Source organism: Paraburkholderia sp. RL17-347-BIC-D, assembly GCF_046027915.1.
In the GTDB taxonomy this organism is placed as follows: domain Bacteria; phylum Pseudomonadota; class Gammaproteobacteria; order Burkholderiales; family Burkholderiaceae; genus Paraburkholderia.
The window spans coordinates 1-24,257 of record NZ_JARESS010000059.1; the positions used below are offsets into that span (position 1 = coordinate 1).

The following is a 24,257-nucleotide window of genomic DNA, read 5'->3' on the forward strand; positions in this document are numbered from 1 at the left end:
AGTTGCTGTCGCTGTCCGAGACGTAGTTTCAGACGGTTAAGGTGTGAACGATCGCGTGATGGGGTCGAGTCGGATCATCGCCGCAGAGCCGTGCGCGGGCGTTTCGTGATCGACCAATAGGCGTCGGCGGAAGCGTCCCAGCAGCGCCGGCCGCTTGCACTGACGATTTTCTTGAGCGCGCAGCCTTGGCGTTTGCCGGCAGCCGGATAGGAGCCGCAGGGACTCTGCATAGGTTGCGGTAGCTTGTGATTCGTGCATTGCCATCTGCAGGTCCCGGTCAGGTCAACGCGACTCAGAGGTGGCCGGAACCCTGGTTTTGAGTGCAGGCAATCAACTGCGGAGGTTTGCCGTGACCGATCATGAAACTGAGGATGATCGAGAAGCCCTCCATCTTCTCATTCGCGGATTTCAGGTCTCGCGCATGCTCCGGCTGGTGGCTGATCTTGGTCTCGCGGACAAGATTCCGAGAACGGGAAGCCGCAATATCAGCGAGTTGGCTACAGCCTGTGCAGTGCTTGCTTCGCCACTGCTTCGAGTGCTACGGGCGCTGGCCGCATTCGGCGTCTTTCGTATAAGCACGGACGGACGCGTGTCCCACTCTCCGCGCTCCTGAGGACCGATGAACCGAACAGCCTTCACTACGGAGCAAGGTTCTGGACTGCGCCCGGCTCGTGGAAGGCTTGGGGTGTTCTGGATGCTGCGCTCGCCGGCGACACTCCGCATGAAGCCGCCTGGAACATGAGCCGCTTCCAGTACCTTCGTGAACACGCCGACGAGGCTCGGAGTTTTGATGCCTTCATGGCGAACTTCCCCGATCATCGGCACCAGGCGCTTGCCGCTAGCTATGATTTTTCCGGGGCGAACCTAATCGTCGACATTGGTGGTGGCAACGGAGAGGCGCTGCGCCGTGTACTCGCCCGGTTCCCGTCGCCGCGCGGAGTAATTTTTGACCGCGATGACGTCGTAGCCGCAATACCGCCGGAAGCGCGATTGAACGGAAGAATCGATGTCCAGGGCGGGAGCTTCTTTGATCTCGTTCCTGAAGGCGCGGACATCTACCTTCTGATCCGCGTTCTGCACGACTGGTCCGACGAAGATTGCATTCGAATTCTTCGCAACTGCCGTGCCGCAATGAACCGAAGCGCGCGCTTACTGATCGTGGAGCAGATCCTTGAGCCCGACCCGGCGATCGGACGGCCGAGCGGTTATCTGGTCGACACGCAGATGATGGCCATGTTCGGTACCGCGCGGGAGCGTACAGGAGCTGAATTCGACCAACTGCTCCAGGGTTCAGGTTTGGGACTTGAGCGCGTGATTGAAACCACATCGCCGGTGCGGGTCATGGAAGTTGTCCCGATATGAGCTGCGGTGCGCTCGCGGTGTGTGCTTCGGAGAAAACCGAAAGAACGTCGCGGGTCGATTGTCTGCCTAAGGCGCACCGATCAATGGCGGAGCATTCCGCTGATCCAACGTCGGATCGGGCTCGGCCATTCAAATGTCGGCTCAACCCCGTGCCCCACAACATCGTCTCGAACTCAACACTCATTGATTAGGACGTCGTACACGTTCAAAACGATATTCCAGAGCGCGTCACCGGTGCCGCGTTCTCGACAGCGACGACGCCTACGCTTTGGCGCGCTTTCGAGCTGTGCGTGTAACCGCTGGCTTCTGAAGGGGCGCGCATTGCTGAATCACGCTCTGGAGATGATCCGGACCCGCCGTGATGGCGCCAAGTAGTGTCATCACGACGAAGTCGATCAACTTGGGGATCGCCACTTTCGTGTCCGCGCGCGGCGCGCGGTTGGCCAGGAGCAGTGTGGCGAGACCATGCTCCGTACTCCACGCGGTATGGGTCACGAGTTTGAGATCGGAGTGGGCCCAACCACTCTCGATAGCCAGCGCCTCGATCGTCTCGGAAAACAACCCGAACGACCTGTTACTTTCTTCGGCGAGTTCTGGATACGCTTGATGCGCCACGATGCGAGGCCCGATCATCAGACCGAACAGCCCATTGTGGCGCTGCGCGAACTCAACATACACCCGCATCATCCGGTACGCTTTGGCAAGCGCCGTATCCTCGCTATCACGGATCGCAACGCGCAGCGCAGCGAGGTCACGATAGCCGCTTGCCGCGATCGTGGCCAGCAGTTCGTCGATACCCGCAAAATGTCGCGAGGGCGCGGCTTCTGATACGCCCACCATGCGCGCGAGGTAACGCAGGCTCAAGTCTTGTGCCGATACCTCCATGAGCGCGCTGCGCCCCGCTTCGATGAGCGCGTTGCGCAGATTGCCATGGTGGTAATCCGCATTCTTCGGGATAGATGACTTGGGGCTCACGTGACCTTCGTTCGAGGAGCAAAACAAGGAAATGATTATAAATTCTGCGCAGAGAGGCACGCAATATCGCGGATCACGCGTTAAACAAGCATGCGTCGCTACTGGCATTCTAGCGGCTCGGTTGCGGGGCTGGGCGTCGGAATACATCGCATGCCTGGCCGCTCAGAGGTGCGCAGTGCCCAGAACGGCTTTTCGGTGCAAAACGCGGGTACTTGCCGGGAGCGCCTGCCGCGCCCACGTCGGCATCGACTAATCACGTTGCACTTTTAACCGATATATCGCCAACCGGCGATCGCCTCCTGACAATGCGCTGCACGCCGAACAGAAGAACAACGACGCCAAGTGCCTGGACACAGGCCACCATGATGAATCCACTCGCATAAGTTCCCGTTGCGTCGCGAACATACCCGATCACAAAGGGCGTAACGAAGCCAGCGACATTGGCGACGGAACTGATTAACGGCACGCCAACGACCAGCGACTTACCGCTGAGCAGGCCGACGGACATCTGCCAGAAGAGCGTTATACCAGCCCCCGTTCCCGCGAAGCCAAGAACAAGCAGGAAGAAAGTCGCGGTGGTACTACTGTGCCAAACAAACACGAGCGCCGAGAGGCTTACCGCAGTGAAGACCGACGCCAGCGCACAGAAGAGCCGGCGGCGATGCGGGGCGCCCCCGATGCTGCAGATGAGCACATTGCCCAATGCCCCCAGAATGCAGGCACCGGCAACGGCACGGCCAATCTCATTGTACCCGCCGAATCCCGCCTCACGCAGTATCGTCGGGGAGAAGAAAAATAGTGCCGCCGTGGCGGCAAGGAGGCAGAAATAAGCGGCGCTCAGGATCCAGACAGCGGGGTTGAGTAACAGGGGACGCTCGTCTACGCCGATGTCGTCCATCGTTTCGGCATTCTTCCTGAGATCGTCCTCGATGAGCTCACGCTGTCGCGCCGAAAGCCACTTCGCGCCGCCAGGCAGGTCCGGAAGTATCGCGAACGCGACGCACGCCAACACGATCGTTGGGATAGCTTGAGTGAAGAACATCCATCGCCAGCCCTGGAAGCCGGCCAGTCCGTTTAAGTGCTCGAGCACGAATCCCCCCGTCAAGCCAATCATGACGGTCGAGAAGAGCGACCCGGAGTGGAAAATACTGAAATTGCGGGTACGCCTTGTCCCCGGGAACCACGCATTGAAGTACAACACTACACCTGGGTAGAACCCGGCCTCGAATACACCGAGCAGGAACCTCAACGCGTAGAACGTCGGTGCGCTATTGACGAACGTCATCGCAACACTCGTCATGCCCCAGCCGCCGGCGACACCGGCAAGCACGGCGCGTGCACCGAACTTTTTTTGCAACATGGTCGTAGGCACGCCGAACAGCACATAGCCGACGAAGAAAAGCCCGGCGCCTAATCCATATACCGTTTCGCTGAATCGCAGATCCACGACCATCTGCAACTTCGCAAAAGCAACGTTCGAACGACCGACCCACGCCAGCATCCATAGGCCAAACAATATCGGCAGTATCCTCCATTGGGCCGAAGCGTAGGCTTTCCGCAGGAGGGCGTTGTCATCTGATGATGACCCGTCTACACAGGCTTGCTTCACCACTTCCATTCGGTCCTCCGACGTGTTGTGTTGATACCGGTAATACGAGGCGCACTGCGGTTATCAAAGGTCGCCGGTCACTTCTGCGACGCACTCTCCGAAGCCGATCGTCCTGAAACCTGCCCGCCTGCATCGGCCGGAAAAAGAGACGGTGTCCCCGTCTTCGAGATACGTTCGCACTTCGCCCGTCGGCAGAGTGATCGGTTCCCGCCCGTCGCGGGTCCGCTCCAGCAAACATCCGCTGTCAGCGCGCTCGGGTCCCGATACGGTGCCGCTCGAAATCAGATCACCGCTGCGCAACGGACACCCGTTACTGGCGTGGTGGGTCAGCATCTGCGATACGGACCAGTACTGATCTTTGAAGTTGGGGGTCGCCATATCGACGCCGGCTATGCCCGCCTGCCTCATGCTTCGGCTTTGCAGCGTGGCGCGCAGGGAGATGTCGATGGCTGCCGAGGCTGTGTGGGAAGCCGACGTAAGGTGTGCCGCAAGCGGCGGCGCGTCGTCGCCACGTATTGGCGCGGCAACCCTGAATGGCGCAATCGCCTCTGCCGTGACCACCCATGGCGACGCACTGGTCATAAAGCTCTTCGCCAGAAAGGGACCCAGCGGTGCGCTTTCCCAGCGCTGGATGTCCCGCGCGGACCAGTCGTTGACAAGGCAGAGACCGAACAGGTGATCTTCAGCGGAGTCGACGGACAACCGCTTCATCGCATGCGTCTTCTCGCCCACGTAAAAGCCGACTTCGAGCTCGAAATCGAGCTTGGTCGTCGGCCGATATCCACTCGTCGCACTGGTTTGTCCGAGTGGCCGACGGCATGGCTCACCGCTGACCGTCACCGACGACGCTCGTCCGTGATAGGCAATCGGCATGCTTCTGAAGTTGGGATGGACGGGTGCGTCCGGCCTCACGAGTTCGCCGGCCCGTCTCGCGTGATAAATCGACGTATAAAAGTCGGTGAAATCTCCAATCTGCGATGGCAACATCATCGTGCATGCGCTCGCGGGCACCAGACAATTCGACACGGTCTCGCGAACCGCCCCTTCCGTGGACGAATGCAGGAGCGCAAACAGTTTGCGCCGCAATGCCGACGAAGACGCCCGTCCCAACGCCATCCATGCATTCAAGGTGTTCTGCCGCAGTGCGTCGTCTTCGGGCGAATGCACCTCAATTGCGTCCGCCAAGAGCAATCGATGCACATCGAGAACAGCATCGCCGATACGCACACCGATTCGCGGCATAAGGTTTGCCTCTGTACGAAATACGCCTAGAGGAAGGTTCTGCAAGGGGAAATCGGTTTCCAGCGTATTGGCGCTTTCAACCCAACTGAGCGCCGCGGCGTCGTGGGTCTCATCTATCGTAACGATCATGTTTTACTCCAGCGCAATCGACCGCTCGCGACGGTGGCGTGTCAGTGCAAGACGCCGCCTGTCACGTGCAACTGTCGCGACAGCGCTTGCGCACGGGCTACAGCCCGTTAGCGCGCCGCGACACGAGGTTGCATTTAGTTGGCCCGTGCTTCCGCAACAACAGCGGCGTCGATCTCCTTCGCGGACGGTGGCGGGCCGCCGACCAGAATGCCCGCATCAATCGCCCGGCGAACCTCGCCCTCCGACAAGCCCGCACCGCGGAACACCTGCTCGTTGTGTTCGCCGCGAAATGCCGGTGCGCTGCGCATTCCAAGCTCGTCATCGGAAAAGCGCCATGGATAGCCGTGGATGAGATACGAACCGCCGCGGCGATCCGGGACCTCGTGCACAGCACCCCACTGCTTCGCCCAATCGGTCTCTGCCAATTCCTTCAGCGTACGGATCTGGCCTATCGCGATCTTGGCCTCGTCGAGCTGCGCATCGAGCGTCCTGAGATCGCGGAACGAGAGCATCCACGTCTGGATCACTGCGTGCAGTGCCTTGTAGTTCTGCAGGCGGCGCTCAGCGGTCCTGAAGCGTGGATCCTGCGCAAGGTCCATACGGCGCATGGCGCGCAAGTAATTCGGAAACGTGTTGCTGCCGATGATGCTTTGCGCTGCCACGAACTCTTCGCCGCCGGGGCCGACGAAATGCGGGCCGTCGGCGGCGCCGAGAATGCCTGGCTCTGCACCGGTATCGACACCCGCGAGATCGAGGTGAGCGCGTTCGTTGATCGACAGCATCACGGCAGCCATCGCGACGTCGATGTATTGGCCGCGCCCCGTTACTTCACATTTGCGCATTGCTGCGAGCACGGCGATCGTCGCTTGCAGGCCAGCATAGACGTCCGCGTGCGACAGGGGATCGGTCCACCTGGGGCCGTCACCCGCGCTGTCGAAATGGCGTAATGTGTTGTGCGTGAATCCCGTTTCAGCCTGCACTGTCGGCGCGTAGGCCATGCGCGAGGCCCAGGGGCCGCGCTGGCCGTATCCGGTGATGGAGACGTAGACCAGCTTTGGATTGCGCCTCGCGAGCGTCTCGTAGTCGAGTCCAAACCCTTTGAGCGTGCCGGCCCGAAAATTCTCTACGATGATGTCCGCCTCGTCGCACAGGCGTAGCACAAGCTCGCGTGCGTGCGGCGCGTTCAGATCGATGCTGACGTTGCGTTTGCCGCTATTTTGCTGCGCGTAGTAGCCCGACATGCCGTCGCGATTCGGGAATGCGGCACGCGACACATCGGGCCGCGGCGGCTCGATCTTGATAACGTCGGCGCCGAGATCGGCCAGCGTCCGGGCGCACAGCGGACCTGCCAGCACCCGCGAAAAATCGACGACTTTGATTCCTTCGAGTGGTCCGGCCATGTCAATTCCCTTCGAAAGTGGCGGTGCCGGGGCCGGCGGTATCGAAGGCCTCAAGCCCACGCTTGAGATCTTGCGACGCCCAGATTGGCTTCTGCACTTCGAACATCGCTTCGTCGGCGGCAGCGACACCCTCGTTGACCGCGACCCGTACGAGCTGCTTGGTCGCGGCATGCGCGACGGTCGGGCCGGCCGCCAGTTCCTGAGCAACCGACAGCGCGACTTCATCGAGTTTGTCGTCGGGCACGACGAGATTGATCAGGCCCCAGCGTTCGAGCGTTGCCGCGTCGTAACGGCGGCCGAGCATCGCGAGCTCTTTTGCACGCGCTGGGCCGGCCCGCATCACCTGACGCTGGATGCCGCCGAGCAGCGGATGCAGGCCGAGCGCGACCTCGACTGACCCGATCTTGGCCGATTCGGCGACCACGCTGAAGTCGCAGGCGAGCGCCACTTCAAAGCCACCGCCAAGGCATGTACCGTTCACCGCGACGACGATCGGGATCGGTAGTGTCTCGAAGCCGCGAAGCACCTCGAGCGGATCCATCAGCGCCTTGCCCTGCCTGGCAATGCGATCCGGAAAAAGCGAGACTTCGGCACCGGCCGAGAAGTGCCGCAGACCGCTGCGCAGCAGGATCGCGCGCGAGCCGCGTTTCACCGCTTCGTCGAATTCTTCGAGTAGCGCGCGATACAGCGTCGGACCCATCAGGTTATGTGGGCGACGGTTCATCGTAAGAACCGTCACATGACCTTTGAGTTCTTTCAGAACAATTGCTTCGTCCATTCTTGCTCCATTTCGTCAGGTTCAAGTGTTTTTCGATTTATATGTTAACAAGCATAACATGAGAGTGTTGTTCTGTTACCAGCGTTTTCCCTGACCGAAAAAGGAAGGACTGGAGAGGTTCGTTTCTTTGTCGCAGCAAAGACAATCAGACTACGGCGAGACCCGAGACGGAGTTCGACTATTCGAACGTCGTAATGCAGTCTGTGATGCGATATCGGTAGCATACCGAACGACAACAGAATGGCACGATCGATTCGATATGCGTGTGCCCGTCAAGACCTGAGGTTGGTCCCGTCCGTGCATCGCGAAGCACTTCAACCATCAGATAGCCTGGACATCAGGCGTGTGATGGAATGCTGGCGGCCCCAGAGCGAACAACGCTCGCGCTGTCATACAGTGCACCCGGCCTCGTTGGCCTCCAGCGAGCCTCTCAGTCGTCGACGCCTGCGACGACGCGCGCGTCCCTTTCCGCTCCGTCCGCCAGTACGGCCAACGCTTTCTGATAAGCCTCGCTCTGAAACGTGGCAAGAGCCTGTTCGAAGCTCGGAAATTCGACCACGACGGTCCGTTCCTTGAGACCCGCCTGGAACGCAACGACCTCGCCGCCTCGCACCAGGAATTTCCCGCCGGCTGCTTTCACCACCTGTGTCGCGAGGACGCCGTACGCAGCGAGTTTGCTTGCGTCATGGACCGCCCGATACGCTGCCACCCAATATCCCTTTGCCATTTCGCTTCCTCAATTTAAAAAATACCTGACCATAGTAACATCGTTAACATCAAGTTCAATGAGGGTTATTCCTGGTCAAAAAATTTGGTCGGAAGGTGAGATAACGGCGTTAACATTAGTCAATGCGATGACTCAATGCCAACCTTTTCGCGGAGAACTCCATGCCGTACACGACTGTCAATCCTGCTACCGGCGAACTGCTCGCCACCTACGACGACATATCCGACCAATTGCTCGAAGCGAAGCTCGCTGCCGCGCATCGCGCTTTTGAAACCGATTGGCGCCGCCGTCCGGTCAGCGATCGGGCGCGCATTGTGTCGCGCGCCGCGGCGCTGTTGCGGGAAAAGGCTGTCGAATACGCCGGCTATCTGACGCTGGAAATGGGCAAACGCAGCGGTGAAGCGCTTAGGGAAGTCGAATCGGCGGCCAGCATTCTCGACTACTACGCGAAGCACGCACAAACCTATCTGCAGCCCCGGCCGCTTGCAGAAGCGCCCGGCGCGGCCGTGCACGTCGAGCCGGTCGGTGTGCTGCTAGGCATCGAGCCGTGGAACTTACCGTACTACCAGATTGCGCGAGTGGCCGGGCCCCAACTGATGGTGGGTAACGTCCTGCTGCTCAAGCATGCCGAAAACGTGCCGCAATCGGCATTGGCCTTCGCGCGACTGTTCGAGGAAGCGGGTGCGCCCGAAGGCGTATATACGAATCTGTTCATCTCGATCGAGCAGGCCGGGCGCGTCATCGACGATCCGCGCGTCCAGGGTGTGACGCTGACGGGCAGCGAGCGCGCCGGCGCCGCCGTCGCCGAACGTGCGGGCCGCAATCTGAAGAAAGTCGTGCTCGAACTGGGCGGCAGCGATCCGTTTATCGTACTCGAGGATGCGCCGCTCGACTGGGCGATCCAGAGCGCGGTCGCGGGCCGCATGTTCAATTCAGGTCAACTATGCGTCAGCTCCAAGCGCATCATCGTGGTCGGCAAGGCACGCGGCGACGCATTCCTCGAAGGCTTCGCGAAGCGGATGGCAGCGCTCGAGACCGGTGATCCGGCCGATCCGGCGACCGCCGTCGCCCCGGTAGCATCCGAGCGCGCGCTGAATCTGCTGCTTGCGCAGATCGATCGCGCGACATTGCACGGCGCGCGCATCGCATGTGGCGGCAAGCGCGTCGAGCGCCCGGGTTTCTACTTGCAACCGACTGTTCTAACCGACATCGCGCCGAAAAACCCGGTATTTGCCGAAGAGCTGTTCGGCCCGGTCGCCGCTTTCCACGTCGTCGAGGACGAAGCTGCCGCGATCGCACTCGCTAATGGCACGCCATTCGGTCTTGGCGCGTCGGTGTTCACCGCGGATACCGAACGCGGCGAGCGGGTCGCCGCGCAGATCGACAGCGGCATGGTGTTCGTCAATCAGCCGTTCGGCACGGCGGCGGAACTGCCATTCGGTGGCGTCAAGCGTTCAGGTTTTGGCCGGGAGCTGTCTCAGTTGGGCTTCGACGAGTTCGTCAACAAGAAGCTGATCAGGGTTGCCCCCGTCGGGGCGGCACCGTTCGGCCCTGCACGGGCCGCTTGAACGGGGAGCCTCACGCTGCTCCCATGACGAAGGGCCCGATTGTGGCGCCTCGTTCCTCTTTCCCTTTGACCGAACACTATGATGAACAAGACGATTATCAGTTGCGCGATAACTGGAAGCGACGATACCCCGCGGCTGAGCCCTGCAGTGCCCGTGACGCCCGAGCAAATCGCCAATGAGGCGATTGCTGCATGTGAGGCCGGTGCGAGCATCGCGCACATCCATGTTCGTGACCCCAGGACTGGCGTTCCAAGCACTGAGCTGTCGCTCTATAAAGAAGTCGTTTCCCGTATCCGCGGTAGTGGGTGCCCGATATTGATCAATCTGACGACGGGCCCAGGGGCACGTTTCGTTCCGAGCGACGAAGACCCGAACCGGGGAAGTGAATTGAGTACGATGATGACGCCCGAGGCCCGCGTCCAACATGTGCTCGAGTTGCGTCCGGAAATCTGCACTCTGGACGTAGCGACCATGAACTTCGGCAATCGCGCATTCGTCAACGTCCCCGACCATCTCGTCAAAATGGCAACCTTGATTGAGGAAGCAGGCGTGAAGCCGGAAATCGAGGTATTCGATCTCGGGCACGTGCGCCTCGCGCGCCACCTGATCGAAACGCAGGGGATTCTGCAGGCTCCGCTGTTCCAGTTGTGTCTTGGTGTTCCATGGGGAGCGTCCGCTGACACCGAGAGCCTTCTTCAGATGAAGCGGTATCTGCCCGAGAATGCGCATTGGTCGGCGTTCGGCATCTCGCGCGCCCAATTTCCGATCGTGGCGCAAAGCGTGATTCTTGGCGGCCATGTCCGCGTCGGTCTCGAGGACAATCTTTATCTTGCCAAAGGCGAACTGGCACCGGGCAACGCGGCACTGGTTAAACGTGCGGTCGCTATCGTCAAAAGTATCGGCGCAGACGTGGCAACGCCTGACGAGGCTCGCAGCATACTCGGCCTTCCCGGTCGCCAATAGAACCGGGTAAGAGCGTGCCACGGTGCCGAGCGGGATCGCCGTCCCTAAGAACGCTGCGCTGCGAGGAGCAATGGTTTTAACCGGTAGCCTGTCCCTGGGCTACCGATACCGCCGCCTCACTGATGTCAAGTTCATCATTTCTCGCAAGAGACTTAGATGTTCTGACTTAAGAAACGCGGCATCTATTGATGCATGGAGACTAAAATGCCTTTGTGGAACATCTATCATCCGGTCGGCGCCTACACGGCAGATGACAAGCAGGAAATGGCCAAGCGAATCGCCGACATTTACATCATTCCTCGCTTCTACGTAGGTGTTCTGTTTCATGAACAGCCGAAAGACACCTTCTTCATGGGGGGTGAGCCGCGAAGCGACTTTGTCAGAATCAGATTAGACCAATTCGCCAGACACATTTCCAAGGACGTCGAGTGGACGGCGTCCTGGCTGCGCAAGGCGAACGCTGCGATTGCGCCATTCGTCCAGGATCGAGGCTATCACTACGAGTTGCATGTCGGCGAAACGCCGCGAGAATTGTGGTTGATCGACGGCATTCGACCACCTCGGCCTGATACGGAAGCTGAGAAGAAATGGAAGGTTGAAAACCGGGCGTCGCCATATGATCCGAACGAAGGTTGAATGGGTTGGTTTCGGCTGAAGCAGCGTCGGCGGCTGCACTGACCGCGACACCCGCGTCTTCGTCGGAGGTGCTGGACGTTGTCGGATCGAAGCACGGGTAGCGGCCCCGCATCGAGGCGGGCCGCTGCGCGGCGACAGTGTGGCCGCCAATGTCACACGCGCGGAATGCCCCTCGACATTGGTCGCCGCCCGCAGTGCTGCCTGGAAAGCCGTCGCTCATCTATCGAGCCGAAACGGCGCACAGCCGTAACAATCCGTCCCGTGTCGCAGCAAAGGTATGTGTTTGGCGGTGTCGTGAGCGTGGGACGGCCGAGGCGGATCGCTTCGGCTAATGAATTGTGAATAGACTTGGGTCGGTAAATGGCCGTTTCCATTTGTGCGACCCAAAGCACACGCGAGCACTTCATTGCTTCAGAACTCGCTCGCCGCCCGGCGTCACCCCCAATCTCCCTTGGAGTCGCTGCGTTCAACGCGGTAAACGATGACTTCAAATTCCTCGTTCGCGCCACCGTTCAAGCGTCGTGGGTGCCTGCGGAGATCAACTACAAACCGCGGACCGTAGGTAGTTGGCCGGGATTCTCTCTTCGGGCGCTAGGCGCCGCCGCACGCCGTCAACTCTCAGTGCGATTCGCGATTCCGCGCCCGCTGCGCCGTCCCTTGCGCTCGCGGGCCCTATTAAGGGTCGCTCTGTTCATCAAAGCAATGACGCTTTTTCCTTGGAGAAAAAGCTTGCATTTTTCTTAGAAAAAACTACCTTCAGTAAAACAAAACAATTCTTCGCTCGGCACCGGAGGAGACCCATGCCGGCTACTCGTACGATGATTGCGCGTCGGGCTGGCGTCAGCGTGGCCACGGTCGATCGTGTCCTGCGCGACGATCAGGCTGTGCGTCCGGAAACTGCCGAACGCGTGCATCTCGCACTCGCGAATCTGCGTGATGAGCGGGCGAGCCGCGGCCGGCCGGCAAAGGTCAGCTCGTTCCGAGTCGCGTTCGTGCTGCCGCAAGTGAACTCCCGCTTTCTCGATCACGTCGAGCGCGATATTGCGCTGTCGGCCAGCTTCTTTCGCGAGCATCGCATAACGCCTTCGTTTTACCGCTGCGATTTTTCTAGCCAACGCGAGACCGCGGCATTCGCCGCTGAAGTGATCGACTACGACGCGCTGGTTCTCGCACCTCTCGACTATCCGTGGGTTGAGCGTTTCATCGAGGAGATGAGCGACGCTCACGTGCCAGTCGTCACAGTGTTCTCCGATTTACCCGCAAGCCGGCGCGCCGCGTACGTGGGTGTCGACAACAGGATTGCCGGACGCACGGCAGGACTACTGATGGGGCGCTTCCTTTGCGCGAAGCTTGGCACTGTTGCCGTGCTATCGGGATCGTCGCGTCTGCATGACCAGGTGGAACGTCGCACCGGCTTTTCGCAAGTGTTGGAGGAGGACTTCCGCAACCTGCGCTGGATCGCCGAACCGGACTTCGCCGAAGACGACGATGGCGCCGGCCTTGCCGTACAGGGCTTAAGTGCGCGCCATGCGGACCTGGTCGGCGTGTATGTGACGGGCGGCGGCATCTCCGGCATTGCAGCGGCATTGCAGGAGTCCGGCGACAAGGTTCACCTCGTCCTGATTGGCCACGAATGCACTGCGGAGACCCGCACCCAACTGTCGGAACGTGCGATCGACGTGATACTCGATCAGGACGTGCGCGGCATTGTCCATTGGGCTGGGCTCGCAGCGATTAATTTTCTTAACGACGTCCGGGGGGCGCTTGCCATCCCCACGCCGGAGACCCGGATTTATCTTCGTGAGAATGCGCATGCCTGACGCTCGCGACACGCGGATCGACTTCTGATCTGCCAGAGCCGAAATGCGGTGCCCGGCGCATGGGCGCTGAATGTCATCAGGTTGGAGACCCGAGAAAGACAAGGAGAAGAGACATGGTACGTCTAACGTCAGCGAGGGTAGTGGCGGCAACCCTCATATCGCTGGGGCTCGGCACTGCAACGGGCGCGCAGGCACAGGACAAGCAGTTGACACTCTGCTGGGCGGCATGGGATCCCGCCAATGCACTGGTCGAACTGTCGAAGGATTTCACGACCAAGACCGGCATCAAGATGAAGTTCGAGTTCGTACCGTGGACCAGTTATGCCGACCGATTCATCAATGAACTCAATTCGCACGGTAAGTTGTGTGATCTGATCATTGGCGACAGTCAGTGGATCGGCGGCGCGGCGGTCAATGGACATTACGTGAAGCTCAACGACTTCTTCACCAAGAACAAGATCTCTATGAACGACTTCGTGCCGGCAACGGTGGTGGGATATTCGGAGTGGCCAAAGAATACGCCGAACTATTGGGCCTTACCTGCGATGGCTGACGCGGTCGGATGGACTTACCGCAAGGACTGGTTTGCGCGCCCAGAACTGCGCGCGGAATTCAAGCAGAAATACAACCGTGAGCTCGCGCCGCCTACTACGCTCGATGAACTCAAGCAGACTGCGGAATTCTTCCAGGGTCGAAAGATTGACGGAAAGACAGTCTATGGCGTGTATATCTTCACGGAGCGTGGATCCGAGGGAATCACGATGGGCGTGACCAATGCCTTGTACAACTTCGGCTTTGAGTATCAGGATCCCAAGAAGCCCTATCACCTCGATGGCTTCGTGAACTCGCCGGGCGCGGTGAAGGGGCTCGAATACTACAAGGCACTCTATAAGTGCTGCACGGCGCCAGGCATGACCAACGCCTACATGCAGGAAGGGCTCGACGCGTTCAAGTCGGGTCAGGTGGCGATGCAGATGAACTGGTTTGCGTTCTTTCCAGGGCTTTATAAAGACCCGAATGTCGGTGGCGACAAGATCGGCTTCTTCGTCAATCCGCGTGAATTGAAGCAATACACTCAGTTGGGCGGGCAGGGCATCTCGGTCGTCTCGTACTCGGACCATAAAGAAGACGCGCTCGAATATATCAAGTGGTTTGCGCAACCTGACGTGCAGAAGAAATGGTGGCAACTGGGCGGCTATTCGGCGGCCAAATCAGTGGTGGACGCACCGGACTTCCCGAAGAGCGCACCGTTCGCACCCGCGTTCCTGAAGTCGATGGCAATCGTCAAAGACTTCTGGGCAGAGCCAGCTTATGCCGAACTGTTGCTCGACATGCAGAAGCGTGTGCACGATTACGTCGTGGCCGATAAGGGCACGGCCAAAGATGCGTTGGATCTGCTGGTGAAAGACTGGACCAAGGTCTTTAAGCAAGAAGGGAAGTATTAGGTTTTAGCTGGACTGGACCGGCGACGGCTGAACGGCCTGTCTCTGGTCCGCTTAAAGGAGCCAGGCATGTTGGCAGATAAGCCATTTTCTCCCACGAGTCTCGAAGCGGGAGCGTCAACGCGCATAGCGAAGCGGCTAAGTGGACTGTCGGATCGGGCCATCGCATGGCTCTTCATTCTTCCGACCATTCTGCTGCTTCTTGCGATCAACATCTTTCCGTTGATCTGGGCGCTTCGCCTGTCGTTCACCAACTTCAAGTCGAACATGCCGAGCGTGCCGGCGCGTTTCGTCGGTATCGACAATTATGTCGACATCCTGACCGACGAAGATATCTGGTACGCGATGCAGGTGACCGCGCGTTTCGTGTTCTGGTCGGTCGGGTTGGAGGTGCTGCTGGGATTCGGTCTTGCATTGCTGATCAACCGGCAGTTCCGCGGACATAGCTTCTGGACTACGCTAATCCTGCTGCCGATGATGCTATCGCCTGCGGTAGTGGGCAACTTCTGGACGTTCCTGCTGCAACCGCAGACGGGGCTTTTCAACGATATCGTCAGCTTCTTCACCGGCATCGCGCCGGGGTCATTCCAGATGATCGGCGACGTAGCGCTCGCGCCGTGGACCATTGTGATGGTCGATACGTGGATGTGGACACCGTACGTCATGCTCATCTGCCTGGCGGGCCTGCGTTCAATTCCCGACTATATCTACGAAGCAGCGGAAGTGGACCGCGCGACGCCGTGGCGTCAGTTCTGGTCGATCACGTTGCCCATGACCATGCCGTTCCTGATGCTGGCGGTTTTGTTTCGCGGCATCGAAAACTTCAAGATGTTCGATATGGTGAACCTGCTGACATCGGGCGGCCCGGGCTCGGTTACTGAAACGGTATCGATCACGCTTAAGCGTGCCGCGTTCGAAAAGTGGCAGACAGGTTATTCGTCCGCGCTCGCAATCATTCTCTTCGTGACGGTATTCGGTGCGGCGAACATTTACGTGAAGGCACTTAACCGGATCAAACAGCGATGAGACCGACTACGACACAACATTCCGTGGTGGCGTCATCTCCGCGCGCCAAGCGCTTCGCGGCTGCGGTCGTTATCACGTATGCGCTGATTGCTACGTTACCGATGGTCTGGATCTTCCTGACGAGCTTCAAGACGCAGGAAGATGCGATAGCGTATCCGCCCGTCGTGCTGTTCCAGCCTTCCATGGAAGGCTATGTAAACCTGCTCACGATCCGCTCGCGGCAGACACCTGAGTTCATTGCGAGCCTGCCGCCTGCGCGGACCTGGTATGAGCGTGAGGTGCGCAAGCGCAACATGGTGATCGCCGGACCGTCGAAGGTTTTGCCGCGCTTCATGAATTCGCTTGTCATTGGATTTGGCTCGACGTTTCTTGCGGTATTTCTCGGCACGCTGGCGGCATACGCGTTTTCGCGCTTCAAGGTGCCGCTGTCCGACGATCTGCTGTTCTTCATTCTCTCCACACGGATGATGCCGCCCATTGCCGTCGCCATTCCGATCTACCTGATGTATCGCGCACTGGGTTTGAGCGACAGCTATGTCGGCATGATTGTGCTGTACACGGCGGTGAATGTCTCACTTGCGGTGTGGCTGCTTAAAGGTTTCATGGATGAGATCCCGCGCGAGTATGAAGAGGCTGCGCTAGTGGATGGCTACACGCGTTTGCAGGCCTTCGTGAAGGTGGTGTTGCCGCAAGCGATGACGGGCATTGCCGCTACAGCGATCTTCTGCCTGATCTTTGCATGGAACGAATACGCATTTGCTTCGCTGCTGACAAGCGGCGATGCGCAGACCATGCCGCCATTCATTCCATTCATCATCGGAGAAGGCGGTCAGGACTGGCCGGCCGTTGCAGCTGCAACAACATTATTCGTGCTGCCGATTCTCTTTTTCACCGTCTTGCTGCGCAAGCATCTGTTGCGGGGCATCACCTTCGGAGCCGTGCGCAAATGAAACGCGATGTCATTCCGCCGCACCGCTGGCTGTTTCGTCGCAGCTACAGCGAGGGTGCATCGACGGTACTGATCGGCTTAGGTGTAGCGATGCTTGTGCAGCCGTTTTCATTGGCGCTCTTCACCTGGTCGTTTCCGGTCCTTTTGGTGGGCGCGCTCGCGTTCGTCGTCACCAGCCATTTTCCCGGCTGAATCATGTCTACGATCGTTCTCGCTCATCTCCACAAGCGCTTCGACGATTTTGTCGCGGTGCGTGACACCAGCCTGACCATCGGTGCGGGACGCTTCGTCGTGCTGCTCGGACCGTCAGGCTGCGGCAAGACCACAACGCTGCGGATGATTGCGGGGCTGGAACTGCCGACTTCCGGGCAGATCCTGATCGATGGTGAGGACGTCACTGCGTTGCGCGCGCGGCAACGCGATATTGCTTTCGTGTTCCAGATGTTTGCGCTGTATCCACATATGACGGTGCGCAATAACATTGCTTTTCCACTGAGGAACGAACACGTGTCGCGCAGCGAGATTGCTGCCCGGGTCGATACAGCGGCGCATATGCTGCGCATCGAGAACATTCTCGATCGTAAGACTGGCGGCCTGTCCGGTGGCGACCGGCAACGCGTGGCGCTCGGCCGCGCGATCGTGCGGCAACCGAAGGCATTTTTGATGGACGAACCGCTCGGCACGCTCGACGCGGATTTTCGTGAACTGATGTGTCTGGAATTGCGCAAACTGCACAACGCGCTCGCCGCCACCACGGTGTACGTCACACACGATCAGAGTGAGGCGATGGCCATGGCGGACGATATCGTCGTGATGAATCAAGGTGAAGTGTTGCAGGCGGGCTCGCCCCATGAGATTTATCACTTCCCCGCGACAGTGTTCGTCGGCAACTTCATCGGCAGTCCGCCCATGAATTTCTTGCCCGTCGACGAGCCGGTTACGGAGGGACAGGAGCAGGTGAGTCTGCATGGCGCGTCGGTTTCCGTACCGCGTTGCGATGCCGCTGCCGCGCACGTATTGCTGGGAATCAGACCGGAGCACGTCATGATCGACGAGCACGGTCCGCTGCGCGGTCAGGTGATCGCCGACGAATACCTCGGCTCGCACCAGGTGTTGGCGGTTGAAACCGCGCTCGGCGTCGTGCGCGTGCGGGCAAGCAAAGACGCTGGTGTTGCCGCGGGCACGATCGTCGGTCTGTCGTTTCGGAAAGAACGCACGCTGCTTTATGACGCCGCTACTGAACGCCTGCTGCCGGGCGCTGCTTCCACGCTTTCTGTCAACGGAGACGTTCATGGCTGAAGTCCAGCTACGCAATGTATCGAAGCGCTTCGGCAACATCGTTGCGGTGGACGACCTGTCGATCGAGGTTAAAGACGGGGAATTCGTCGTGTTGCTCGGACCGAGCGGCGCGGGCAAAACGACTACGCTGCGTTTGGTCGCGGGACTGGAACGTCCCGATGCCGGCGACGTGCTGATCGACGGCGCGGTCGCCACCGGCGTCCATCCTTCCGATCGCGATGTCGCGTTTATCTTTCAGCAATACTCGTTGTATCCGCATCTGACTGTGTTCGGCAATCTTGCGTTTCCGCTGCGCTCGCCACGTCGTCGCAGCAGCGAGGAACAGGTCCGCGCGCGCGTGCATGCGGTCGCGCAGATGCTGCATATGGAAGCGAAGCTCGACAACATGGCAACGCATTTGTCCGGCGGCGAAATGCAGCGAGTCGCGATCGGGCGTGCGCTCGTGCGCGAGCCGAAAGTGTTTCTGATGGACGAACCGCTGTCATCGCTCGATGCAAAACTGCGTGAGGAATTACGTATCGAGCTGAAGCGGCTACATCGTACGATTGGCGCGACCATTCTCTATGTCACGCATGATCAGGTGGAAGCCACCACACTCGCCGACCGCATCGGCATTCTTGAACACGGCCGTCTGGTGCAACTCGGCACACCGCGCGAGGTCTACGGTAATCCGGTTTCATTGAGCGCGGCGCAGCGGCTCGGCTCGCCGCCGATCAACCTGTTGCCGCCAACGCTGTTCGATTCAGCAGCGGTGCCGACCGGCACCGCGACCGTGGCGATTCGTCCTGAAGACGTGGTCCTGCACGAGGGCGACGCGCGTGATTCACCCGGCACCCATCATGCACGCGACGCACTCGACCTGAAGGTGCTCGAATACTCACCGCTGCGTCATCTGTTGATTCTGGAGCACGCAGGAACTGCGGTTGTGGCGACCACGATGGCCGAGCGCAATTTCAGCCCGGGGCAGTCGGTGGGCGTTTCGCTGCCCGCTCGCAGCCTCTTATATTTCCGTGCAGACGGCAGGAGGATCCCGACATGAACGGCAAAACGGTCATGGAGTGTATCGACGCCGCATACGCAGCGCTCAAGGAACACACGGACGAAATAGCCGTACTCGACCAGCAGATCGGCGATGGCGATCACATCTTCAATCTGCTGCGCGGCATGGAGGCCTTGCTTGCAATGCGTGCGGACATCGAAGCGGAAACCTTAAGGGCCGCGTTGGAACTCGCGGCGAACAAGGTGCTGTCGACGGTCGGCGGATCATCCGGGCCGCTGTTCTTTTCGTTGCTGAACGGGATGGCGAAAGCATCGGCGAACAATCCGCTGGATGTTGCGGGCACCGCCCTCATGTTTGCGGCGGGCGTCGAAGCGGTCGGACAGCGGGGCAAGACGGGCGTAGGCAGCAAAACGATGATGGACGTGCTGATTCCCGTTGCCGCGCGCTTCAAGGAGCTTGCGACCATCGAATCACTTACGTCGCGAAAAACAGTGCTGGATGAATTGCCGCAGGTGGCCGAGCAGAACATGCTCGCCACCCGCGATATGCTCGCGACCAAAGGGCGGGCATCGTTTCTGGGCGAACGCTCGCGCGGCCATATCGACCCCGGTGCGCGTTCCAGTCAGATCATGATCACCGCCGTATGCGCGCATCTGGCGCGCAACCAGGTGTGAAAGGAGGCCAGACCATGAAAAAATTCATCAACCACGTCGACGATTTCCTCGCCGAAAGTCTGGCGGGATTTGCATCCGCGCATAGCGACCTGGTCGTGCTCAACAACGAACCGGTGTACGTGCGCCGTAAGACGCTTAAACCGGGCAAAGTGGCATTGATATCGGGCGGCGGTTCGGGGCATGAGCCGTTGCATTCCGGATTTGTGGGTTATGGAATGCTCGACGCAGCCTGTCCCGGTCAAGTCTTCACATCACCTACGCCGGATCAGATGATGGCCGCTGCCGACGCTGTCGATACCGGTGCGGGGGTGCTATTCATCGTGAAGAATTATTCGGGTGACTTGATGAACTTCGAAATGGCGTCGGAGATGTCCGAGATCCCAAACGCGATGGTACTGATCAATGATGACGTGGCAGTGGAAAACTCCAGCTACACCACCGGGCGGCGTGGTGTAGCTGGCGCGGTGATCGTTGAGAAGCTGGTAGGCAGCATGGCCGAAAGCGGCGCCGACCTTGAACAGTGCAAGGCGTTCGGCGACCGGATCAACAAGCGCACCGCTTCGATGGGTGTGGCGTTCAGCAGTTGCACCGTGCCGGCCGCGGGAACGCTGACGTTCAAGATTGGCGATGATGAGATCGAAGTGGGTGTGGGCATTCACGGTGAGCCGGGCCGGCGCCGCGCAAAGTTCTCAGGCGCCGATGCGATTGCGGGAGAGCTGCTCAAAGCGATCGTCGATGACCTCAAGCCCCAAGCCGGGGCTGAATTGCTGGTGCTCATCAACGGCCTTGGTGGAACACCGCTTGGCGAGCTTTACCTGCTCTTCAACTCGACGCGCGCGTGGCTTCAGCAACGCGACCTGAAGGTCGGCCGGGCACAGGTGGGTGCGCTGACGACTTCGCTCGAGATGGCGGGCGCCTCGATTACGTTATGTGTGCTGGACGACGAAATGGCCCGCCACTGGGACAGCCCGGTCCATACGCCGTCGTTGCGTTGGGGGATGTAGGGCGCGCTGGCTGCGAGAAACGCGCTGGTGCGGTGATTGACTGTCGCTACTGTGGTGGTTCGGTTTCACTACCGGCGTGGTCGGTGTTTCGTGCCCGGATCAGCAGTATGCAGCTCGCGTTAATCTCGCGTGCGCTCATCCGGCGGAGTTGGGGTCGTGAGGCAGCGCGAAATCCTGACTCGTAACGCGGCGTCCCACGCCGTTGCGAGCGGCTTTGGAAGATTGATCCGCAGCGATCCGGTCAGCATTGGCGCCATGACCAGAAGAATCACGACCAGTACAAATCACATCGACCAGCGGCGTGATGTTGATTTCAGCAAGAGGTTCGTCCGCGTCTTGTGCATTCGAATGCGAAACCATGCGAGTACCTCCTCCCGGTGAGTGCTCGGCGCTACGCGAAAACCGTTCCGTTGCGCAACGCTCACCAGTAGGGGCGGCGAGTCCTGTGCCATTGACCTCGGTCAACCTGGATGCACGGCCCGAATTTGACGTGCCGCGCATAGCTCCTATGCTGGTGACAGGCGGGCGTCGCGCAGGCCGACCGCTTCGAAGGGTGGCGCGCCCCGTTACAGCTTCCTTTCCTGCGCAGCGAATCAGGTGATGGTCATGAAGATCCATTTCCCCGAAGAGTGTCCTGAGTATTGCGCGCGCGACCTCGTCGTCGCGTTCCCGGCCGAAGTGAATGCTGTTCGCATCCAGTGCGCGATCACCGCCGAAGCGCTCGAAGATCATTTCGGTGCCGCTTCCCTGCGCGAAGATGATCTGATTGGCGCGTTCAACTCGAACCGGCATCCTATCGAACACGCAGCGCGACATTTGCTCAACGAGATCGGCGGCAAACCTATGCTCCTACACAACGGTTATTTCCGGTTTTGCGAGTGAATTCCGAGCGAGGCGGCCGAGTGGGGTCGTGTCCTTCCCGGTGCGAACCGGCTTGGAGTTTCAAGGAGAACGGTATGCGTGCAATGGTGTTCGACGGTAGCGCAGCATCGCTGCGAGAGCAGGAGGTGCCCGACCCCGCGGCCGGTCCCGGCCAGATCCTGATCGATATTCACGCGTGCGGCGTGTGTCGCACTGATCTTCATCTGGTGGACCATGAACTCGAGCATCCCAAACGGCCCGTCATTCCGGGCCACGAAATCGTCGGCACGGTAGCCAGGCTCGGCGCGGGCGTGACGGGGTTCGCCGTTGGCGACCGGGTGGGGGTGCCGTGGGTCGGCCACACCTGCGGGCATTGCCGCTACTGCCTGTCGGCGCGGGAAAATCTGTGCGACGAACCCGGCTTCACGGGCTATACGATCGACGGCGGTTACGCTGAGCGCACCGTCGCCGACAGCCGCTACTGCTTTCATCTGCCGGAGCAGTACACGGACTTCGAGGCAGCGCCGCTGCTATGCGCCGGTCTCATCGGCTATCGCACCTTGAGCATGGTGGGCAACGCGCAGCGGATCGGCATCTACGGTTTCGGCGCCGCGGCGCATATCGTCGCGCAGGTTGCGCGTCATCAGCAACGCACAGTGTATGCGTTCACGCGCTCCGGCGATCACGCAGCCCAGCAACTCGCGCTGCGTCTCGGCGCGGCGTGGGCGGGCAGCAGCGACGAGGCGCCGCCCGACGAACTCGATGCGGCATTGCTTTTCGCACCGATCGGTGCGCTCGTTCCGCAAGCATTGCAAGCGGTTGCGAAGGGTGGTGTGGTGGTCTGCGGCGGGATTCACATGAGCGATATTCCGTCGTTCCCTTACGCGTTTCTGTGGGGCGAGCGACGCGTGGTGTCGGTCGCGAATCTGACCCGCGATGATGGGCTCGCCTTCATGCGAATTGCAGCCGAGACGCGTCTCACGATTGAAACGACGAGTTATCCGCTGACGGAGGCCAATCGGGCGCTGAGCGATCTGCGCGATGGCAGGCTGACAGGTGCGGCCGTGCTCGTCATCCGATAGCGTGGTCGGTCTTGATGGCTGACGCCGCTCCACGATGGTGGCGTTGACCGCCGCGAGCCGGAATGCGAGCCGATTCCGGCTTCAAACCCGCACAAGGCCCTCGTGATCGAGAATCCGGATGTCCTTGCCGTGTGTATCGAGCAATCCGTCGCGCTGAAATTTGGAGAGCATCCGGCTCACTGTTTCGAGCTTGATCCCTAGATAGCTGCCGATTTCCTCGCGTGTCATGCGCAGGTGAAATTCGGCCGGCGAATATCCGCGCATTCTCAGGCGGTCAGACAGATTCAGCAGGAACGTCGCCACCCGCTGTTCGGCGGACATCGTGCCGAGCAATTCTTCACCTCGCTATCACTTCGCACGTCCGTTTCTTCACTGTCGAACTGTGCAAAAAGCCACGGGCAGTGGCAGGCATGAAATCAGTGCAACAGTCAGACAACTTATCAGGCGCATGTCTATTTCCCGCGATAGGCGTTCGGAAGGACGTGAGAGATTTGCAGCAAGAACGCCGTCGCTGAGAATACTCGCGCTTCCACGAAATTTCAACGGCATCCAATTTGATGCCGGGCTTGCGATCATTGGTCACTTTCTGGCCGCGTGGCCATTCCACGACGATCGACCGTAGAGTTGGTCAGACGGACCGCCGCGTTGGGCATCAGGTTTCCTTAAGCTGAAGTCGATAGCATTGCTCAACCTTGGCGACGCGCATTTGTGTGCAATCGAATCAAGAGCCCTCAGGTGAAGTTTTACAAGTGCAATTACGTTCCGTCGAAGCTAAGGAGTGAGAGTGGCAAACCTCCAGGAAAGCACGCGTCCGGGATATGACGCAGTCGCGCGGGCGCTCCATTGGCTAACCGTCCTGTTGATCGCGATGCAGTTCATGATTGGCTGGACGATGCCCGACGTCCAAAAGGACACGCAACCCATCGGATTGATCGCTTGGCATCTCGGTGTCGGCTCGACACTCATCGTCGTCATCCTGCTAAGGGTGATCTGGCGATTGACGCACCGACCCACGCCGGACGACCTGCCGCCGTTTTTCAGCATCGCTTCGCGCGTCACGCATCTTCTGCTCTATGCAACACTGGTGCTAGTGCCGCTGTTGGGGTGGATCAACGCGTCCTCACGCGGCTGGACGGTTCGGTTGCTGGGTCTCGTGCCGTATCCGGCACTGAGCGCTCCGGGCTCGGCTTTCGGCCACAAGATGGGGGATGTGCACGGCATCCTTGCCTGGGTGCTGTTCGCGCTGATTGGTCTGCACGTGGCGGCAGCGTTGTTCCATCGCCTTGTTCTGCGAGACCACGTGTTGCAACGGATGCTGCCGCATGCGGGGCCATCGCGCCAATCGGCACGTAACCGCTGAGGTCGGCCTGAATGATTAGGGACACAAGGAAGCGCACCGTATCAATGCTATCGGTTGGCTTCGCGCCGCGGTGTTGGCGCAAACGACGGCATCAGTTCGACGGCTGGTCTGATAATTAACGTAGCATCAGCGCCGCTGAACGAAGGTCTCTTGTGGGACGGGTGCGGCTCGTCGCGACGAGCGGCATGCCGTCAACGCCTGTCGGCTGGGACGTGTACTCACCTAGCCGTAACTGGGGTGCTGGCGTTGGCTGCGGAGTGTACGATGAGCGCTTGGCGAGCCGCGTATGCGGCCGTTTTCTGCATTAGAATGGGCTAGTATGTTGCCGTGCATCGCTGGCAGTATCTGGAC

General features: G+C 59.8%; 24 protein-coding genes and 1 pseudogene. 17 read left to right on the forward strand and 8 right to left on the reverse strand.

Annotation, left to right across the window (positions count from 1 at the left end; translation table 11 throughout):
* Positions 1–349 precede the first annotated feature (349 nt).
* Together P0D96_RS48780 and P0D96_RS40835 are read left to right on the forward strand one after the other, a co-directional pair.
* Positions 350–613 (forward strand): methyltransferase family protein, encoded by a 264-nt coding sequence (locus P0D96_RS48780; RefSeq protein WP_459252705.1) that lies wholly within the window; start codon positions 350–352, stop codon positions 611–613.
* Between the two features lie 77 nt (positions 614–690).
* Complete coding sequence (locus P0D96_RS40835) at positions 691–1,362, forward strand: methyltransferase (protein ID WP_408319571.1); 672 nt, start codon at positions 691–693, stop codon at positions 1,360–1,362.
* A gap of 261 nt (positions 1,363–1,623) precedes the next feature.
* Here P0D96_RS40835 and P0D96_RS40840 read toward each other — a convergent pair whose 3' ends face one another.
* The 6 genes from P0D96_RS40840 to P0D96_RS40865 form a co-directional block, all read right to left on the reverse strand.
* Complete coding sequence (locus P0D96_RS40840) at positions 1,624–2,445, reverse strand: TetR/AcrR family transcriptional regulator (RefSeq protein ID WP_408292419.1); 822 nt, start codon at positions 2,443–2,445, stop codon at positions 1,624–1,626.
* 145 nt (positions 2,446–2,590) lie between these two features.
* Complete coding sequence (locus tag P0D96_RS40845; protein ID WP_408319521.1) at positions 2,591–3,955, reverse strand: MFS transporter; 1,365 nt, start codon at positions 3,953–3,955, stop codon at positions 2,591–2,593.
* 54 nt (positions 3,956–4,009) lie between these two features.
* Positions 4,010–5,317 (reverse strand): fumarylacetoacetase, encoded by a 1,308-nt coding sequence (gene fahA / locus P0D96_RS40850; protein ID WP_408319523.1) that lies wholly within the window; start codon positions 5,315–5,317, stop codon positions 4,010–4,012.
* 134 nt (positions 5,318–5,451) lie between these two features.
* Positions 5,452–6,717, reverse strand: a complete 1,266-nt coding sequence (locus P0D96_RS40855; protein WP_408319524.1) for a CaiB/BaiF CoA transferase family protein — start codon at positions 6,715–6,717, stop codon at positions 5,452–5,454.
* A 1-nt stretch (position 6,718) separates the two neighbouring features.
* Positions 6,719–7,495, reverse strand: coding sequence for an enoyl-CoA hydratase/isomerase family protein (locus tag P0D96_RS40860; RefSeq protein WP_408319526.1), 777 nt, complete (start codon positions 7,493–7,495; stop codon positions 6,719–6,721).
* A 430-nt stretch (positions 7,496–7,925) separates the two neighbouring features.
* Positions 7,926–8,222 carry a DUF1330 domain-containing protein gene (locus P0D96_RS40865; protein WP_132379680.1) on the reverse strand — a complete coding sequence of 99 codons (297 nt, stop codon included), beginning with the start codon at positions 8,220–8,222 and terminating at the stop codon, positions 7,926–7,928.
* 161 nt (positions 8,223–8,383) lie between these two features.
* Here P0D96_RS40865 and P0D96_RS40870 point away from each other — a divergent pair, with 161 nt between their 5' ends.
* From P0D96_RS40870 to dhaK, 12 genes are all read left to right on the forward strand, one after another.
* Positions 8,384–9,790, forward strand: coding sequence for an NAD-dependent succinate-semialdehyde dehydrogenase (locus P0D96_RS40870; protein WP_408319528.1), 1,407 nt, complete (start codon positions 8,384–8,386; stop codon positions 9,788–9,790).
* A 78-nt stretch (positions 9,791–9,868) separates the two neighbouring features.
* A complete protein-coding gene (locus tag P0D96_RS40875; RefSeq protein WP_408319530.1) occupies positions 9,869–10,753 on the forward strand; it encodes a beta-keto acid cleavage family enzyme in 885 nt (294 codons plus the stop codon).
* A 204-nt stretch (positions 10,754–10,957) separates the two neighbouring features.
* A complete protein-coding gene (locus P0D96_RS40880; RefSeq protein ID WP_408179550.1) occupies positions 10,958–11,389 on the forward strand; it encodes a tautomerase family protein in 432 nt (143 codons plus the stop codon).
* Between the two features lie 800 nt (positions 11,390–12,189).
* Complete coding sequence (locus tag P0D96_RS40885; RefSeq protein WP_310819387.1) at positions 12,190–13,209, forward strand: LacI family DNA-binding transcriptional regulator; 1,020 nt, start codon at positions 12,190–12,192, stop codon at positions 13,207–13,209.
* A gap of 113 nt (positions 13,210–13,322) precedes the next feature.
* A complete protein-coding gene (locus tag P0D96_RS40890; protein ID WP_132379672.1) occupies positions 13,323–14,654 on the forward strand; it encodes an ABC transporter substrate-binding protein in 1,332 nt (443 codons plus the stop codon).
* Between the two features lie 66 nt (positions 14,655–14,720).
* Entirely contained in the window at positions 14,721–15,677 is a 957-nt protein-coding gene (locus P0D96_RS40895) for a carbohydrate ABC transporter permease (RefSeq protein WP_132379670.1), read from the forward strand.
* Complete coding sequence (locus P0D96_RS40900) at positions 15,674–16,627, forward strand: carbohydrate ABC transporter permease (protein ID WP_132379668.1); 954 nt, start codon at positions 15,674–15,676, stop codon at positions 16,625–16,627. Before P0D96_RS40895 ends, P0D96_RS40900 begins: the two co-directional genes overlap by 4 nt.
* Complete coding sequence (locus tag P0D96_RS40905; RefSeq protein ID WP_408319533.1) at positions 16,624–16,818, forward strand: hypothetical protein; 195 nt, start codon at positions 16,624–16,626, stop codon at positions 16,816–16,818. Before P0D96_RS40900 ends, P0D96_RS40905 begins: the two co-directional genes overlap by 4 nt.
* Before the next feature lie 3 nt (positions 16,819–16,821).
* On the forward strand, positions 16,822–17,925 hold the full coding sequence (locus tag P0D96_RS40910; RefSeq protein WP_408319535.1) for an ABC transporter ATP-binding protein: 1,104 nt from the start codon (positions 16,822–16,824) through the stop codon (positions 17,923–17,925).
* Positions 17,918–18,964 carry an ABC transporter ATP-binding protein gene (locus P0D96_RS40915; RefSeq protein ID WP_132379662.1) on the forward strand — a complete coding sequence of 349 codons (1,047 nt, stop codon included), beginning with the start codon at positions 17,918–17,920 and terminating at the stop codon, positions 18,962–18,964. The genes P0D96_RS40910 and P0D96_RS40915 overlap by 8 nt, the downstream gene beginning before the upstream one ends.
* Positions 18,961–19,599: a dihydroxyacetone kinase subunit DhaL gene (gene dhaL / locus P0D96_RS40920; RefSeq protein WP_408319537.1), complete on the forward strand. Its 639-nt coding sequence runs from the start codon at positions 18,961–18,963 to the stop codon at positions 19,597–19,599. The genes P0D96_RS40915 and dhaL overlap by 4 nt, the downstream gene beginning before the upstream one ends.
* Before the next feature lie 14 nt (positions 19,600–19,613).
* Positions 19,614–20,603 (forward strand): dihydroxyacetone kinase subunit DhaK, encoded by a 990-nt coding sequence (gene dhaK / locus P0D96_RS40925; protein ID WP_132379658.1) that lies wholly within the window; start codon positions 19,614–19,616, stop codon positions 20,601–20,603.
* A gap of 135 nt (positions 20,604–20,738) precedes the next feature.
* On the opposite strand, the gene P0D96_RS40930 is transcribed toward dhaK, so the two are convergent.
* On the reverse strand, positions 20,739–20,963 hold the full coding sequence (locus P0D96_RS40930; RefSeq protein WP_408319539.1) for a hypothetical protein: 225 nt from the start codon (positions 20,961–20,963) through the stop codon (positions 20,739–20,741).
* A gap of 237 nt (positions 20,964–21,200) precedes the next feature.
* Here P0D96_RS40930 and P0D96_RS40935 point away from each other — a divergent pair, with 237 nt between their 5' ends.
* Together P0D96_RS40935 and P0D96_RS40940 are read left to right on the forward strand one after the other, a co-directional pair.
* Complete coding sequence (locus P0D96_RS40935) at positions 21,201–21,485, forward strand: DUF1488 family protein (protein ID WP_408319541.1); 285 nt, start codon at positions 21,201–21,203, stop codon at positions 21,483–21,485.
* A 74-nt stretch (positions 21,486–21,559) separates the two neighbouring features.
* Positions 21,560–22,546 (forward strand): zinc-dependent alcohol dehydrogenase family protein, encoded by a 987-nt coding sequence (locus P0D96_RS40940; protein WP_408319543.1) that lies wholly within the window; start codon positions 21,560–21,562, stop codon positions 22,544–22,546.
* Positions 22,547–22,627: 81 nt separating this feature from the next.
* Here the strand turns inward: P0D96_RS40940 and P0D96_RS40945 are convergent.
* Positions 22,628–22,879, reverse strand: a pseudogene (locus P0D96_RS40945) (helix-turn-helix domain-containing protein); the annotation flags it as partial.
* A 451-nt stretch (positions 22,880–23,330) separates the two neighbouring features.
* Between P0D96_RS40945 and P0D96_RS40950 the strand changes: the two are divergent.
* Complete coding sequence (locus P0D96_RS40950; RefSeq protein ID WP_408319545.1) at positions 23,331–23,906, forward strand: cytochrome b; 576 nt, start codon at positions 23,331–23,333, stop codon at positions 23,904–23,906.
* The last annotated feature ends 351 nt before the right edge of the window (positions 23,907–24,257 follow it).

Coding starts and splice junctions, on each gene's coding strand:
- P0D96_RS40860 (WP_408319526.1), bottom strand. CDS start 7,495: ATGGACGAAGCAATTGTTCTGAAAGAACTCAAAGGTCATGTGACGGTT.
- P0D96_RS40915 (WP_132379662.1), top strand. CDS start 17,918: ATGGCTGAAGTCCAGCTACGCAATGTATCGAAGCGCTTCGGCAACATC.
- P0D96_RS40875 (WP_408319530.1), top strand. CDS start 9,869: ATGATGAACAAGACGATTATCAGTTGCGCGATAACTGGAAGCGACGAT.
- P0D96_RS40905 (WP_408319533.1), top strand. CDS start 16,624: ATGAAACGCGATGTCATTCCGCCGCACCGCTGGCTGTTTCGTCGCAGC.
- dhaL (WP_408319537.1), top strand. CDS start 18,961: ATGAACGGCAAAACGGTCATGGAGTGTATCGACGCCGCATACGCAGCG.
- P0D96_RS40880 (WP_408179550.1), top strand. CDS start 10,958: ATGCCTTTGTGGAACATCTATCATCCGGTCGGCGCCTACACGGCAGAT.
- fahA (WP_408319523.1), bottom strand. CDS start 5,317: ATGATCGTTACGATAGATGAGACCCACGACGCCGCGGCGCTCAGTTGG.
- P0D96_RS40900 (WP_132379668.1), top strand. CDS start 15,674: ATGAGACCGACTACGACACAACATTCCGTGGTGGCGTCATCTCCGCGC.
- P0D96_RS40940 (WP_408319543.1), top strand. CDS start 21,560: ATGCGTGCAATGGTGTTCGACGGTAGCGCAGCATCGCTGCGAGAGCAG.
- P0D96_RS40895 (WP_132379670.1), top strand. CDS start 14,721: ATGTTGGCAGATAAGCCATTTTCTCCCACGAGTCTCGAAGCGGGAGCG.
- P0D96_RS40845 (WP_408319521.1), bottom strand. CDS start 3,955: ATGGAAGTGGTGAAGCAAGCCTGTGTAGACGGGTCATCATCAGATGAC.
- P0D96_RS40855 (WP_408319524.1), bottom strand. CDS start 6,717: ATGGCCGGACCACTCGAAGGAATCAAAGTCGTCGATTTTTCGCGGGTG.
- P0D96_RS40870 (WP_408319528.1), top strand. CDS start 8,384: ATGCCGTACACGACTGTCAATCCTGCTACCGGCGAACTGCTCGCCACC.
- P0D96_RS40865 (WP_132379680.1), bottom strand. CDS start 8,222: ATGGCAAAGGGATATTGGGTGGCAGCGTATCGGGCGGTCCATGACGCA.
- dhaK (WP_132379658.1), top strand. CDS start 19,614: ATGAAAAAATTCATCAACCACGTCGACGATTTCCTCGCCGAAAGTCTG.
- P0D96_RS40910 (WP_408319535.1), top strand. CDS start 16,822: ATGTCTACGATCGTTCTCGCTCATCTCCACAAGCGCTTCGACGATTTT.
- P0D96_RS40840 (WP_408292419.1), bottom strand. CDS start 2,445: ATGCCAGTAGCGACGCATGCTTGTTTAACGCGTGATCCGCGATATTGC.
- P0D96_RS40930 (WP_408319539.1), bottom strand. CDS start 20,963: ATGGTTTCGCATTCGAATGCACAAGACGCGGACGAACCTCTTGCTGAA.
- P0D96_RS40890 (WP_132379672.1), top strand. CDS start 13,323: ATGGTACGTCTAACGTCAGCGAGGGTAGTGGCGGCAACCCTCATATCG.
- P0D96_RS40885 (WP_310819387.1), top strand. CDS start 12,190: ATGCCGGCTACTCGTACGATGATTGCGCGTCGGGCTGGCGTCAGCGTG.